The sequence below is a fragment of the Paraburkholderia sp. AV2 genome, from assembly GCF_054968425.1.
Genome location: NZ_JBANLK010000002.1, coordinates 185372 through 199475 on the forward strand (window position 1 = coordinate 185372; position 14104 = coordinate 199475).

Here is a 14104-nt window from a genome sequence, read left to right on the forward strand (position 1 = left end):
CCGCACCGGTTCCGACGCCCGGGTGGCTTATATCCACAAGTAAGCATAAGGAGTGATACATGCGTCATTACGAAATCGTCTTCATCGTGCATCCCGATCAAAGCGAGCAAGTGCCCGCCATGATCGAGCGCTACAAGAGCACGATCACGTCGCACGGTGGCCAGATCCACCGTATCGAAGACTGGGGCCGTCGCCAACTGGCCTACATGATCGAGAAACTCGCGAAGGCTCACTACGTCTGCATGAACATCGAATGCGACCAGACCACGCTCGACGAACTCGAACACGCGTTCAAGTTCAACGACGCCGTTCTGCGCCACCTCATCGTCAAGATGAAGAAGGCCGAAACCGGCCCGTCGCCGATGATGAAGGAAGTGCAGCGCGAAGAAGCCAAGAAGGCGGCTGCCCAGCCGGCCGACGCGCAGGCTTAAAGATACAAGCCATCAGGATTCAGCTCAGTTGCTAACAGTTGCGTAAATCAGCCACGTGAACAGGCTGCAACTCACGGCCAGCGTCGTCGAACGCGAACCGGTGCGGTACACCCCCGCCGGCGTTCCGATCGCAAGCTGCACGTTGCACCACCGCACCGAAGTCGTCGAGGCTGGCATTGCCCGCCTCGTGGAACTGACGATGGACGCGGTGGCCGCCGGCGAGGCATGCGGCAAGCTGGAAGGTTGCGAGATGGGCGTCGAGGCGCTCTTCACCGGCTTCCTGGCTAAAAAGCACCGCAACGCGCGAACCCTGGTGTTTCACATCACCGAAATGCAAGGTACAGGAAAGGACTAATCATGCCCCGCCCGACTGGTAAGAAATTCGACAAGCGTCGTCAACAGCAAAACCCGCTCTTCAAGCGCAAGAAGTTCTGCCGCTTCACGGCAGCCAACGTCGAACAGATCGACTACAAGGATCTCGACACGCTGAAGGACTTCATCGGCGAAAACGGCAAGATCACGCCGGCACGCCTGACGGGTACGAAGGCCCACTATCAGCGTCAGCTGGACACGGCTATCAAGCGCGCGCGTTTCCTCGCGCTGATGCCGTACACCGACCAGCACAAGGCCTAACAAGACGACGCGATAAGGAGCAATAGAATGCAGATCATTCTTCTGGAAAAAGTCGTCAACCTGGGCAACCTCGGCGACATCGTCAAGGTGAAGGACGGTTACGCACGTAACTTCCTGATCCCGAACAAGAAGGCGCGCCGCGCCACGAAGGACGCAATCGCCGAATTCGAAGTTCGCCGCGCCGAACTCGAAAAGGCCGCCGCCGAGAAGCTGGCCGCCGCTCAGGCAGAAGGCGAGAAGCTGAACGGCCTGACCGTCCAGATCGGCCAGAAGGCTGGCGTGGACGGCCGTCTGTTCGGTTCGGTCACGAACGCCGACATCGCCGAAACGCTCACGAAGCAAGGCTTCGCAGTGGAAAAGGCGCAAGTGCGTCTGCCGGAAGGCCCGCTGAAGATGGTGGGCGACCACCCGGTGCAAGTCTCGCTGCACACCGACGTCCTCGTCGACGTCACGGTGTCGGTGCTGGGCGAGCACGCCTAAGGCATACGAGCGACCCGTCAGGGCCGCTCGACCTTCGTTGTTCGAAAGAGGCAGGAGCCCCACGGCTTCTGCCTTTTTTTGTTGCCCGAACGCCTCGTGGCGTTTCTCGCTTTCCAGCTTGTTCCAGGTAGCCGGCTTGTCCGATAATTGCCCTCCATGAACGCGCCCAAAGATCCCCAGCTCGAGTCGCTGAAAGTCCCTCCGCATTCGATCGAGGCCGAACAATCGGTGCTCGGCGGCCTGTTGCTGGACAACAGCGCTTGGGACCGGATTGCCGACTTCCTCTCGCAAAGCGACTTCTACCGTTACGATCATCGGATCATCTTCGAGCATATCGGCCGGCTGATCTCGTCCACGCGGCCCGCGGACGTGGTGACGGTGTACGAGGCGCTCGGCACCTCCGGCAAGGCCGAAGAGGTGGGCGGCCTCGCGTACCTGAACGCACTCGCGCAGAACACGCCGAGCGCGGCGAACATCCGCCGCTATGCCGAGATCGTGCGCGACCGCGCCGTGCTGCGGCGCCTCGTCTCGGTCGCCGACGAAATTTCGGCGGATGCGTTCAATCCGCAGGGCAAGGAAGTGCGGCAGCTTCTCGACGAGGCCGAGGCGAAGGTGTTCTCGATTGCCGAGGACGGCGCGCGCGGCACCCAGGGCTTCCTCGAAATCGGACCGCTGCTCACGCAGGTCGTGGAGCGCATCGACACGCTGTACCACACCGCCAATCCGAGCGACGTGACCGGCACGCCGACAGGCTTCGTGGACCTCGACCGCATGACCTCCGGCATGCACGGCGGCGAACTGATCATCGTGGCGGGGCGTCCTTCGATGGGCAAGACGGCGCTCTCGATGAATATCGGCGAATACGTGGCCGTGGAATACGGCCTGCCGGTCGCGGTGTTTTCGATGGAAATGCCGGGCACGCAGCTCATCATGCGCATGCTCGGTTCAGTCGGGCGCCTCGATCAGCACCGCATGCGCACGGGCCGGCTCACCGACGAGGACTGGCCGAAGCTCACGCACGCCGTGCAGAAAATGAGCGAGGCGCAGATCTTCATCGACGAGACGGGCGGCCTGAACCCGATGGAACTGCGCTCGCGTGCGCGGCGTCTTTCGCGGCAGTGCGGCAAGCTGGGCCTCATCATCATCGATTACCTGCAACTGATGAGCGGTTCTTCGACGGGTGAGAACCGCGCCACCGAAATTTCCGAAATCTCGCGTTCGCTCAAGAGCCTCGCCAAGGAACTGGACGTGCCGGTGATCGCGCTTTCGCAGCTCAATCGCGGGCTGGAGCAGCGGCCGAACAAGCGTCCCGTGATGTCGGACCTGCGCGAATCGGGCGCCATCGAACAGGACGCGGACGTGATCCTGTTCATCTACCGCGACGAAGTCTACAACCCCGACAGCCCGGACAAGGGCACGGCCGAAGTCATCATCGGCAAGCAGCGTAACGGTCCGATCGGACCCGTTCGCCTCACGTTTCATGGTCAATACACGAAGTTCGACAACTTCGCCGGAGCGCAGAGCTTCTACGGCGGCGACTGACGCCGTTACCCTCCCTGTCAAGACGCCGCGGGCGGCATCGGGCGCCGGCGTGGTGCAAATGCCGCTTCCGTGTCCGGCGACAAGTGCGTCTCAGTGCACCTGACGCTACAATGTTGCCGCCTTATGACGGATATTTGACGGCTATTTTGCCGTTTTATGACGGCAAACCGAGACCCATTTCCAGGATTCCAATGTTCGGTCGATTCATGCCCACCGAGGGCAAGTTCTTCGAAATTTTCAACGCTCATGCAAAGTGCATGGTTTCCGCGAGCCAGGAGCTGGAGCTCCTGATCGACAACCTGGCCGACGCCGAAGTGCACAAGCAGAACGTCCAGACGGCCGAGAAGGCCGCCGACAAGCTCACGCACGAAGCGATCGACCTGCTGCACAAGACCTTCATTACGCCGCTGGACCGCGACGAGATCCACAAGCTGATTTCGACGATGGACGACGCGCTCGACCTGATGGAAGACGTCGCCACGGCCATTTCGTTGTACGACGTACAGGCGGTGACGGCTGAAGCGAGTCAACTCGCGCATATCTGCACGATGACGGCCCAGCGCGTCCAGACCGCCGTGGGGCTGCTCTCGGACATGAAGCAGGCGCGCGAGATCCTGAAGGCCTGCGAAGACATCGACCGGCTGGAATCGGACGCGGACCGCCTGCTGCGCTCCGCGATCTCCAAGCTCTTCCGCGAGGAAGATAACGTCAAGACGCTGATCAAGCTGAAAGCAATCTACGAATTGCTCGAGACGATCACCGACAAGTGCGAGGATGTCGCGAACATCATCGAAGGCATCGTGCTGGAAAACGCCTGAGCCCGCCGCGATGCAATCGATACAACTCGCCATCTGGGTGGTCGCGTCGCTCGTCGCCATCTCGCTGATTTTCGACTTCATGAACGGCTTTCACGACGCGGCGAACTCGATCGCCACGGTCGTGTCGACGGGCGTCCTCAAGCCGCAGCAGGCGGTGGCGTTCGCGGCCATGTTCAACGTCATCGCCTATTTCGTGTTCCACCTGAAGGTGGCGCAAACGGTGGGCAAGGGCACCATCGATCCCGATATCGTCGACCACTACGTCGTGTTCGGCGCGCTCGTGGGGGCGATCGGCTGGAACGTGCTGACTTGGTATTACGGCATTCCGTCGAGTTCGTCGCACGCGCTGATCGGCGGACTCGTGGGCGCGGCGCTCGCCAAATCGGGCTGGCACTCGCTCAACTTCGACGGCCTCATGAAGACCGTCGCGTTCATCTTCATCTCGCCGCTGCTGGGCTTCATCCTCGGCTCGTTCTTCATGCTGCTCGTGTCGTGGCTGTATTTCCGCACGCCGCCGAGCAAGGTGGACCGGCGCTTTCGCCGGCTGCAACTGATCTCCGCGAGCTTCTACAGCCTCGGCCACGGCGGCAACGACGCGCAGAAGACCATCGGCATCATCTGGATGCTGCTGATCGCCACGGGCTACGCTTCGGCCACGGCCGCCGCGCCGCCGATCTGGGTGGTGGGCGGCTGTTATCTGTCGATGGGGATCGGCACGTTGTTCGGCGGCTGGCGGATCGTGCGGACGATGGGGCAGAAGATCACCAAGCTCAAGCCGGTCGGTGGTTTCTGCGCCGAGACGGGCGGGGCGATCACGCTCTTCACCGCGTCCTGGCTCGGTATCCCGGTTTCGACCACGCATACCATCACCGGCGCGATTGTCGGCGTGGGAGCGACGCAAAAGCTCTCCGCCGTGCGCTGGGGCGTGGCCGGCAATATCGTCTGGGCCTGGGTGCTTACGATTCCGGCCTCCGCCGCGCTCGCGGCAGCGGGCTGGTGGCTGGGTCACCGCCTGATGTGACGCAATGCCCGGCGCGGCGGCAGGCCGCGCCGGGCAGCTTTTCGCGGATACCTCAGAGAATTGGTGCCGAGGCGCCGTCCATCGGGATGAGCGCTCCTGTCACATAGCTCGCCCGGCGGCTTGCCAGGAAGAGCGCCACATCCGCAATTTCCTCGGGTTTCGCATATCGCCCGAGCGGCACCTTGGCCTCGCCGCGCGCGAGCGCCGCATCTTTGTCGATTCCTTCCCGTCCTGCTTCCAGGATCAACGCTTCCTGCAGGCGCTCCGTGAGCGTCGCGCCGGGATTGATTGCGTTGATGCGAATGCCGTAGCGCGCATGATAGTGAGCGAGCCCCACGGTGGCGAGCATCAGCGCCGCATTGGCGGCGCCCCCCGCGATATGGATGTCGCTCGCGTACTTGCCGCCCATGCCGATGATGTTGACGATCGTGCCGGGCTCGGCGGCCGCGCCGGTTTTCACACGCTCCACCATGCGGCGCAGCACCTCTTGCTGCGGGTAGATGTACGGGAAGTACTTGGCTTCCATGGTCGCCTTGAAAGCTTCGGCGTCGAGCGTCTCGGGATCGTAGCGGCGGGCGGCGCCCGCGCTGTTGACGAGCACGTCGATCGGGCCGACGCTCGTCGAGACGTCTTCGACCACATCCGCGGCGCTGTGCGGTTCGTGCAGGTCAGCGCGCGTGAGGTGCACATGCAGTCCCTCGCTGGCCAGTTGTTCGCGCGCGCGGGCCAGATTGGCGGGATCGCGCGAGACGATGGCAACCCGCGCACCTTCTCTCGCAAACGCCCGGGCGCAGGCGAGGCCGATACCTTTGCTGCCGCCGGTGATCAGAACCACCTTGTTGTTGAGTCCGAGATCCATCGCTGCCTCGCTTGCCTCGCTACGAAAGGGGTATCAAGACGATAGCAGACACAGCGGGGAGCGCAAACCGCGTTGGCCGTCCGGCCAGGGGTCGTGGCGCTGCGCGAGGCACAGGGTGTCAGTCGCCGCCGTTGGCGAAGCGGGCGATGGGGTCGTCGCTCGATTGCGTGGGTGCGCGCTGTGGCGTGCCCGCCGTCGAGGCGCGCAGGATCTGCACCGGTTCTCCGGCCGGTGCGACGGCAACCGAACCGGCCCGCGCGGCCTGGCGCTCGGCTGTGGCGGCGGCCGGTGGCGGCGGCTCGAAGGCGTCCGCGGCGGCGTCGATCGGGTCGGGCTGCGCGCCAGCGGAAGGCAGTGCCGCGGGAGTTGCGGCGGCCGAAGTCGCCAGTGCGATGCCGTCATTGGCAGCCGCGCCAGCAACCGGTGCCGCCACGTTCGGCGTAAGCGCCCCGGCTTGACGCGCCTGTGTTTGGGCCGCGCCCAGTGTTGCGGGCGGCGGCTCGAACGCGTCAGCTTGAGCGGAGGTCGCCGGAGCTGGCGCCGCAACCGGGGCATACGCCGGCGCAGCCGCAACCGGCGCTGCGGCAGCCGTCAGGCGATTCTGATCGGAAGGCATTGTTCGCGCAGCGGGAGGCGCCGCGACAGCCGCCGCCACCACCGGTGCGGGCGCAGGCGTGACAGCGGTGACGGCGTCCGGACGCTGCGCCGGCGCGGACGCCTCCCACGTCGGCGTCTCGAACGGCGCCGGTGTCTGCCTCGGCGGCGCCATCCGGCGGATGCCGTCGAAGCGCTTCGCCCAGTAAGGGTTGGTCAGATAGTCGAGCCGCACGGTTCCACCGGTCGAAGGCGCGTTCACGAAACGCAGCTTGCCGACATAGATGCCCACGTGCGAATGCGCCCGCCCGGTCGTGTTGAAGAATACGAGGTCGCCGGCCGCGATTTCGTCGGGGTTGATGCTCTGGCCGCGCTCGCTCATTTCGGCGGTGGTGCGCGGCAGGTCCACGGAAGCCGCCCGCGCGAGCACGTATTTGACGAGGCCGCTGCAATCGAAGCCGCTGTCGGGCGTATTTCCGCCCCAGCGGTAGGGTATGCCCACCAGCCCCATGGCCTCGATCGAGATTTCCTCGCGGCCGATGCTGTGGTCGACGAAATCGGGGAAGCCCGGCGGCCGGGTGCGCCAGGCGTCGGCGGTCGTGGACGAACCGCTGCTGCGCGAGACCCTTTCCGGCGCGCTGGAGCAGGCAGCAAGAAAAACCACGATCAGTAACGGAAGCCAGAGTCGGCGCATGGAACAACGCTCGGGCGACGATATCCACCCGGGGGTAGCCGGTAATGCGCCGATGGTAGCCCGTCCAGCGGGGCGTTCGCAAGAATTCTTGATAATTTACTTGAAGTTCGTACGAAAGATGTTGCTTCCCGGGCACGTCGCGCCATGAAAAAAGGACCGTATCCGGCGATCCGGAACGGTCCTTCGGGTGAGGCTCAGAGGGCGTGAAACGCGCTTACAGGATGTCTGACGCGTAGTCCGCCAGACGCGAACGCTCGCCACGCGCGAGCGTGACGTGGCCGCTGTGCGCCCAGCCCTTGAAGCGATCGACGACGTACGTGAGGCCCGAGCTGCCTTCGGTCAGATAGGGCGTATCGATCTGCGCGATATTGCCGAGACACACGATCTTCGTGCCCGGACCCGCGCGCGTGACGAGCGTCTTCATCTGCTTCGGCGTGAGGTTCTGCGCCTCGTCGATGATCAGGTACTTGTCGACGAACGTGCGTCCGCGCATGAAGTTCATGCTCTTGACCTTCAGGCGCGAGCGGATCAGCTCCTGCGTCGCGGCGCGGCCCCATTCGCCGGCGGCGTCGTCGGTTTTCTGGAGCACTTCGAGGTTGTCGTCGAAGGCGCCCATCCACGGCTGCATCTTTTCCTCTTCCGTGCCGGGCAGGAAGCCGATGTCCTCGCCGACGGGCACCGTCGCGCGTGTCACGATGATCTCGTTGTAGCGCTTGTCGTCGAGCACCTGCGCGAGGCCGGCCGCGAGCGCCACGAGCGTCTTGCCCGTGCCGGCCTGGCCGAGCAGCGTCACGAAGTCGATGTCGGGATTCATCAGCAGGTTCAGCGCGAAGTTCTGCTCGCGGTTGCGCGCCGTGATGCCCCACACGTTGTTCTTGTGGTGGCCGTAGTCGCGCAGCGTCTGCAGGAGCGCCGTCTTGCCGTTGAGTTCGCGCACGATCGCGTGGAAGGCGGGCTCGCCGTTTTGCGGCTCCAGGTAGACGAACTCGTTCACGAGCATCGACGCGCATTCCGGACCTGTCACGCGGTAGTAGGTCGTGCCGGACTTCGTGTCCTGCCACGATTCCATGCCCTTCGCGTGCTTCGTCCAGAAGTCCTGCGGCAGCGCGCGGATGCCCGAGTAGAGCAGGTCCTTGTCTTCGAGAACCTGGTCGTTGAAATAGTCTTCCGCGGGCAGGCCGAGCGCATGCGCCTTGATGCGCATGTTGATGTCTTTCGACACCAGCACGACGAGCCGGTCCGGCCGGTCGCGCTGCAGCGCGCGCACGACGCCGAGGATCTGGTTGTCCGCCTTGCCTTCGGGCAGGCCGTCCACCGGATCGATGTGCGTGAGCGTGGTCTGGAAATACAGGCGTCCGAGCGCTTCGCGGCTGCCGAGGCGCGCCAGCGAAATGCCTTCGGAGATCGGGCCCGCATTCGCGACGAGCTGGTCGAGCGTGCGGCTCACCTGGCGCGCGTTGCGCGCCACTTCCGACATGCCCTTCTTGTGGTTGTCGAGCTCCTCCAACGTCATCATCGGCAGATAGACGTCGTGTTCCTCGAAGCGGAAAAGGCAGGTCGGGTCGTGCATCAGCACGTTCGTGTCGAGCACGAAGAGCTTGCGGACTTCGACACCTTCTTCGGGATGCAGGCGTTTCCTGGCGGTGCCGCGCGTGCCCGGTGCGGGCGTCGCGCCGGAGGTTTTGCCTGCGCCGGGTTTGTCGCTGCGGGCAACCGGAGCCTCGGTATCGGCATCCACTTCCATCGGCTGCAGGAGCGCCGCGGTCTGTTTGCGTTTGCGGGCGGTCGCGGGCGCCACGGGTTCGAGCGCGGCCAGCTCGGCGCTGCCGACGGGCAGCGGCACCGTGCGCAACGTCGTGGCGGCGTTGGCGGCCGGCGTCATTGGCTCGGCGACGCTCGCAGCGCCGTATTCGGCAACGTCGAGCGCGTCGTTTTCGCTCGCCGCCTTGCGCGTGCTGCGCGTGTTACGCGCGCGCGCCTTGTATTCCTCGGGCGGCAGCAGATTGCCGAGCTTGCTGGGGGGGGTAGGCAAAGGCATGGTGTCCCTCGAAAAAATCGGGTCGAGTGGGCGCGGTGTTAACCGTGCGGTGCGCTTTCGGGCGGCGCGCTCGGGTGCCGGGTGGGCGCCCGCCGCTGCCGCGCTGGGTGCGCGCTCAGGTCTGGAAATGCCGGTTCGCCTGGTTTTCGATCGGCTCCTTGGCGTTGACGCGCACCGGGTCGCTAAGCCGGTGCGACGTAGAGGGAGTGAGAGCAAACAAAAAAGCCGCCGCCCCGACTGACGAGGCAAGCGGCTTGACTGCTTCGCGGCGCGGCAGGGCTTGAGCGGTCATCCTGTGACCGTTGGCGAAACCGCGGCAATGCGAAAAAAAATGGGGTGGACAGGCACTCATTGCAGCCCAATATAACGCGCCTCAAAGCGCTTGTACAGCCTCCAGGACCTCGTCGACATGGCCCGGAACCTTGATGCCGCGCCACTCGCGGCGCAACACGCCATCGGCGTCGATAAGGAAGGTGGAGCGTTCGATGCCACGTACTTCTTTGCCATACATTTTCTTCATTTTGATGACGTTGAAGAGCGTGCAGAGCGCTTCATCGCCGTCCGATACCAAGGTAAACGGCAATTCGAGCTTGGCCTTGAAGTTATCGTGCGAGCGCACGCTGTCGCGCGACACGCCGACGATCTGCGCTCCCGCCTTCTTGAACTTCGGATTGAGGTCGCGGAACTGCAGGCCCTCGGTCGTACAGCCCGGGGTGTTGTCCTTCGGGTAGAAATACAGCACGACCTTGCTGCCTTTGAGGCGGGAGAGCGTGAAGTCGCCGCCGGTAGCGGGTGCGGTGAAGTCGGGAACGGGCTGGTCGACTGCGATGGGCACGAGGTCCTCCGGTTGTTATTGTCGGGCGTAGCGCGGGCGCGGCGCGGCGCATCGCCAGACCGGCGCCGTCCAGGACGCGAGAGAGACGGGAAAAGCGCGTGCGGACGGCGAATTCAGTCGGGCTGGACGATCAACTGGCCGGAGCGGCCGGTGATCTCGCCCCAGGTAACAGGGTACGATGGCAGCGAGTCGCGGTCCAGCGTCGCATGGTAGTCGCCCATCGTGGCAAACGTGTGGCCTTGCGCGCGCCAGCCCGCGAGCAACTGCTCGAACACCGGCGCGAGTTTCTGGCCTTCCAGTTCCGCATGCAGCGTGAACACCTGGTCGTGCGGGTTGTTTGCCGTGAGCTTGAGCATCCAGGCGGCAACGCTACCGGTGTCGACACCGTCCACGCCGAGCACTTCGTCGAGCGTGGGCAGCGTGGTCGGCATCTGCACGTGGCTCAGCGCTCGGCCTTCCACGACCGGCAGATACGGCGAGTGCCCGCGCCCGTCCGACGCGTAGCGCATGCCCCAGGCGTCGATCTGTTCGAAGGCGGCCTCGTTCATCTGCCAGCCGGCCGCGCCGTGCGTGACGGGCGGCGCGCCGAAGATCTGCGTGAAGCGCTCATGGCTCTTCTGCATCTCGCGCGCGGTCCAGTCGCGCTCGCGGCTGCGCACATTGTCCTGCCAGTACACATGGTCCCACGTGTGGATGCCGCATTCGAAACCGGCTTCGTGGATCGCACGCATCTCGGCCGCGGCGCGCACGCCGATGTCGGGGCCGGGCAGCAGCACGCCGTACATCAACTGTTTCACGCCGTAGTGCTCGACCACGGACGTACGCGACACCTTCTTCAGAAAGCCTGGGCGAAACACGCGGCGCAGCGCCCAGCCCGTGTGGTCCGGGCCGAGGCTGAAGAGGAACGTTGCGCGCGCCTTGTAGCGGTCGAAGATGCGGGCGAGATTCGGCACGCCTTCGCGCGTGCCGCGCAGCGTGTCGACGTCGATCTTGAGGACGATGCGGGCCAAGTGGCAGGGTCCTTCGCGTGAGGCGTTATTGCTGCTCGACGAGGGCGCGCGCCTCGGCCACATGGCCGCGATACGCCTCGAAGATCTTGCGCAGCGCTTCGTCGAAGGTCGACTTCGGCGCCCAGGCGAGCTCCTGCATCGTGTTGTCGATCTTCGGCACGCGGTTCTGCACGTCCTGGTAGCCCGCGCCGTAGTACGCGCCCGACGAGGTTTCGACGAGCTGCACCTTCTTCGCCGTTTCCGCGTACTCGGGAAACTCGGCGGCGAGCGCGAGCATCTTGTGCGCGAGTTCGCGCACCGAGAAGTTGTTGGTCGGGTTGCCGATGTTGTAGATCTTGCCCGAGGCCACGCCGTTCTTGTTCTCGATGATCTTCATGAGCGCTTCGATGCCGTCGTCGATGTCGGTGAACGCGCGCTTTTGCGCGCCGCCGTCGACGAGGCTGATGTTCTCGCCGCGCACGATGTGGCCGAGGAACTGCGTGACGACGCGCGACGAACCTTCTTTCGGCGTGTAGATCGAGTCGAGGCCCGGGCCGATCCAGTTGAACGGACGGAACAGCGTGAAGTTCAGGCCTTCCATGCCGTAGCCCCAGATCACGCGATCCATGAGCTGTTTCGAGCACGCGTAGATCCAGCGCGGCTTGTTGATCGGGCCATAGGTCAGCGCCGAGGCGTCCGGGTCGAACTGCTCGTCGGAGCACATGCCGTAGACCTCGGAGGTCGAGGGGAACACGAGGTGCTTGCGGTACTTCACGGCCGAACGCACGATGGGCAGGTTCGCCTCGAAGTCGAGTTCGAACACGCGCAGCGGCTGCTGCACGTAGGTGGCGGGCGTGGCGATCGCGACGAGCGGCAGGATCACGTCGCACTTCTTGACGTGGTATTCGACCCACTCCTTGTTGATCGTGATGTCGCCTTCGAAGAAGTGCATCCGCTCATGCTTGACGAGATCGCCGAGGCGGTCCGTTTGCATGTCCATGCCGAACACTTCCCAGTTCGTGGTTTCGAGGATGCGCTTGGAGAGGTGGTGGCCGATGAAGCCGTTCACACCCAGGATCAGGACTTTTTTCATTGACGGGAAGCGGATGAAGTGAGTTCGGCGAACGCGGCGGGCGTGATGACGGTTTCTTCACCGCTTTCATTTCGCTGGTGCCGCAGTTCGTGGATCGCGATGGCGCGGCCATCGCCGCAGAGGGCGAAAAGCGCATTATCGCTTACGTGGATACCGGGGGGCAATCTGCCCGACTGTGCGCCCGGTTGCGACAGCGCCGCCGGCGTCGCGCCCGGCCGGGCCAGGCGCGCGCGGGCAATCACGAAGCGCTCGCCGCCGATATCCGTGAACGCGCCCGGATAGGGCGGCGCAACGGCGCGGATCAGGTTGTAGACCTGCTGGGCGCTCTGGCCGAAGTCGATGCGGCCGTCTTCCGGCTTGCGGCCGCCGAAGTAGCTGCCCTGCGAGAGATCGTTCGGCAGGTGCGGCGCTTCGCCGGCGACCAGCGCGGGCAGCACGCGCCAGAGCGTTTGCTCGGCGGCCACCGTCACCTTGTCGAAGACCTGCGCGGCCGTGTCGTCGGGCAGGATCGGCACCGGCGTTTGCGCAACAATCGCACCCGCGTCGGGCTTCGCCGCCATTTCGTGCAGCGTCGCGCCGGTTTCCGTTTCGCCGTTGAGCACCGCCCAGTTGGTCGGCACGCGGCCGCGGTACTTCGGCAGCAGCGAGCCGTGCATGTTGTACGCGCCGCGCGCGGCAAGCGCGAGCAGGTCGGTCGGCAGCATGTGCCGGTAGTAGAACGAGAAGATGAAGTCCGGGCGCGCCGCGGAAACGGCTGCGCGCAACTCGGCGCTTTTCGGGTCGGCGGGCGTGACGACGTCGATGCCATGCGCTTCGGCCATCGATTTCACGCTGCCGAACCAGATGTTTTCGGTCGGGCTGTCTTCGTGAGTGACCACGAGCGCGACGTCCACGCCGCCTGCGAGCAGCACCTGCAGGCAGCGTACGCCGACGTTGTGATAAGCGAAAACGACGGCGCGCGGTTTCATTTCTGCATCCCCATGCCTTGCGCGGCGGACTGCACGGGCTGGACCAGGTCCTGGCGCGGTGCGGCGGCGATGGCCTCGCCGTTGCGCTCTTCGAGGATGGTCTGCACGAGATAGCGCGGACGCGCCCGCACCTGCTGGTAGATGCGGCCGATGTACTCGCCGAGCAGGCCGAGCGCGAAGATGATCACGCCGAGCAGGAAGAACGTGATGGCGAACAGCGTGAACACGCCTTGCACTTCCGCGCCGATGATGAAGCGCCGGATCAGCAGGAGGACGAAGAGGCCGGCCGAGCCGAGCGAGAGGATCACGCCGATGAACGACAGCCACTGCAGCGGCACGACGGAGAAGCCGGTGACGAGGTCGAAGTTCAGGCGGATGAGGCTGTAGAGCGAGTACTTCGATTCGCCCGCGAAGCGCTCTTCGTGCGCGACCTCGACCTCGACCGGGTTCTGCGCGAACGTGTAGGCAAGCGCCGGGATGAACGTGTTGATCTCGCCGCAGCGGTTGATGGTGTCGATGATGTGGCGGCTGTAGGCGCGCAGCATGCAGCCCTGGTCGGTCATCTTGATGCGCGTGATGCGCTCGCGCAGACGGTTCATCATCTGCGAGGCCTTGCGGCGCCACAGGCTGTCCTGGCGCTGCATGCGGATGGTGCCGACGTAGTCGTAGCCTTCGCGCATCTTCTCGACGAGCTTGCCGATTTCTTCGGGCGGATTCTGCAGGTCCGCGTCGAGCGTGATGACGATCTGGCCGCGGGCCTGCTCGAAGCCCGCGAGGATCGCCATGTGCTGGCCGTAGTTGCCATTGAGCAGGATCACGCGCGTGGTGTCGGGACGCGCTCGGAACTGCTCCGCGAGCATCGCGGCCGAGCGGTCGCGGCTGCCGTCGTTGATGAAGATGATTTCATACGCGGCGCCGAGCTTGTCGAGCGCCGGGTACAGGCGCGCGAACAGCGCCGCGAGCCCGGCTTCCTCGTTGTAGACCGGAATGATGACCGAGACTTCCGGCTCTAGCCTCGTCAAGGTGCGTTGTTCCGTTTGACTCATGAGTGCGTCTTTTCCGTATGTATTCGTAGCGCTTGCGCGTGGTGTATCGGTCACGTGTACGGA

At 64.6% G+C, this 14104-nt stretch carries 16 protein-coding genes; 7 read left to right on the forward strand and 9 right to left on the reverse strand.

The window, feature by feature from the left end; translation table 11 throughout:
• The first annotated feature begins 59 nt into the window (after nucleotides 1–59).
• The 7 genes from rpsF to V8683_RS02650 all read left to right on the forward strand — a co-directional run bounded on the left by rpsF (nucleotide 60) and on the right by V8683_RS02650 (nucleotide 4925).
• Complete coding sequence (gene rpsF, locus V8683_RS02620; protein ID WP_411189277.1) at nucleotides 60–431, forward strand: 30S ribosomal protein S6; 372 nt, start codon at nucleotides 60–62, stop codon at nucleotides 429–431.
• Nucleotides 432–486: 55 nt separating this feature from the next.
• Nucleotides 487–786 carry a primosomal replication protein N gene (gene priB, locus V8683_RS02625; RefSeq protein WP_411189278.1) on the forward strand — a complete coding sequence of 100 codons (300 nt, stop codon included), beginning with the start codon at nucleotides 487–489 and terminating at the stop codon, nucleotides 784–786.
• A gap of 2 nt (nucleotides 787–788) precedes the next feature.
• Nucleotides 789–1064, forward strand: a complete 276-nt coding sequence (gene rpsR, locus V8683_RS02630) for a 30S ribosomal protein S18 (RefSeq protein WP_027797225.1) — start codon at nucleotides 789–791, stop codon at nucleotides 1062–1064.
• Between the two features lie 27 nt (nucleotides 1065–1091).
• Nucleotides 1092–1544 (forward strand): 50S ribosomal protein L9, encoded by a 453-nt coding sequence (gene rplI, locus V8683_RS02635; RefSeq protein WP_411189279.1) that lies wholly within the window; start codon nucleotides 1092–1094, stop codon nucleotides 1542–1544.
• 156 nt (nucleotides 1545–1700) lie between these two features.
• Nucleotides 1701–3086: a replicative DNA helicase gene (locus V8683_RS02640; protein ID WP_411189280.1), complete on the forward strand. Its 1386-nt coding sequence runs from the start codon at nucleotides 1701–1703 to the stop codon at nucleotides 3084–3086.
• Between the two features lie 191 nt (nucleotides 3087–3277).
• Nucleotides 3278–3904, forward strand: coding sequence for a DUF47 domain-containing protein (locus V8683_RS02645; RefSeq protein ID WP_411189281.1), 627 nt, complete (start codon nucleotides 3278–3280; stop codon nucleotides 3902–3904).
• Between the two features lie 10 nt (nucleotides 3905–3914).
• Complete coding sequence (locus tag V8683_RS02650) at nucleotides 3915–4925, forward strand: inorganic phosphate transporter (protein ID WP_027797229.1); 1011 nt, start codon at nucleotides 3915–3917, stop codon at nucleotides 4923–4925.
• 52 nt (nucleotides 4926–4977) lie between these two features.
• Here the strand turns inward: V8683_RS02650 and V8683_RS02655 are convergent, their stop codons facing one another.
• The 9 genes from V8683_RS02655 to V8683_RS02695 form a co-directional block, all read right to left on the reverse strand.
• On the reverse strand, nucleotides 4978–5784 hold the full coding sequence (locus V8683_RS02655) for an SDR family oxidoreductase (RefSeq protein WP_411189282.1): 807 nt from the start codon (nucleotides 5782–5784) through the stop codon (nucleotides 4978–4980).
• Nucleotides 5785–5902: 118 nt separating this feature from the next.
• Complete coding sequence (locus V8683_RS02660; RefSeq protein ID WP_411189283.1) at nucleotides 5903–7072, reverse strand: C40 family peptidase; 1170 nt, start codon at nucleotides 7070–7072, stop codon at nucleotides 5903–5905.
• Between the two features lie 214 nt (nucleotides 7073–7286).
• Entirely contained in the window at nucleotides 7287–9110 is a 1824-nt protein-coding gene (locus V8683_RS02665) for a PhoH family protein (protein ID WP_411189284.1), read from the reverse strand.
• Nucleotides 9111–9225: 115 nt separating this feature from the next.
• Complete coding sequence (locus V8683_RS02670; protein ID WP_411189285.1) at nucleotides 9226–9402, reverse strand: hypothetical protein; 177 nt, start codon at nucleotides 9400–9402, stop codon at nucleotides 9226–9228.
• An 81-nt stretch (nucleotides 9403–9483) separates the two neighbouring features.
• A complete protein-coding gene (locus V8683_RS02675; RefSeq protein WP_411189286.1) occupies nucleotides 9484–9945 on the reverse strand; it encodes a peroxiredoxin in 462 nt (153 codons plus the stop codon).
• A gap of 113 nt (nucleotides 9946–10058) precedes the next feature.
• Nucleotides 10059–10955: a polysaccharide deacetylase family protein gene (locus V8683_RS02680; RefSeq protein ID WP_411189287.1), complete on the reverse strand. Its 897-nt coding sequence runs from the start codon at nucleotides 10953–10955 to the stop codon at nucleotides 10059–10061.
• 25 nt (nucleotides 10956–10980) lie between these two features.
• Complete coding sequence (locus V8683_RS02685) at nucleotides 10981–12027, reverse strand: bifunctional UDP-4-keto-pentose/UDP-xylose synthase (RefSeq protein ID WP_411189288.1); 1047 nt, start codon at nucleotides 12025–12027, stop codon at nucleotides 10981–10983.
• Nucleotides 12024–12995, reverse strand: coding sequence for a formyltransferase (locus V8683_RS02690; RefSeq protein ID WP_411189289.1), 972 nt, complete (start codon nucleotides 12993–12995; stop codon nucleotides 12024–12026). Before V8683_RS02690 ends, V8683_RS02685 begins: the two co-directional genes overlap by 4 nt.
• On the reverse strand, nucleotides 12992–14041 hold the full coding sequence (locus tag V8683_RS02695; RefSeq protein WP_411189290.1) for a glycosyltransferase: 1050 nt from the start codon (nucleotides 14039–14041) through the stop codon (nucleotides 12992–12994). The genes V8683_RS02690 and V8683_RS02695 overlap by 4 nt, the downstream gene beginning before the upstream one ends.
• Between the last annotated feature and the right edge of the window lie 63 nt (nucleotides 14042–14104).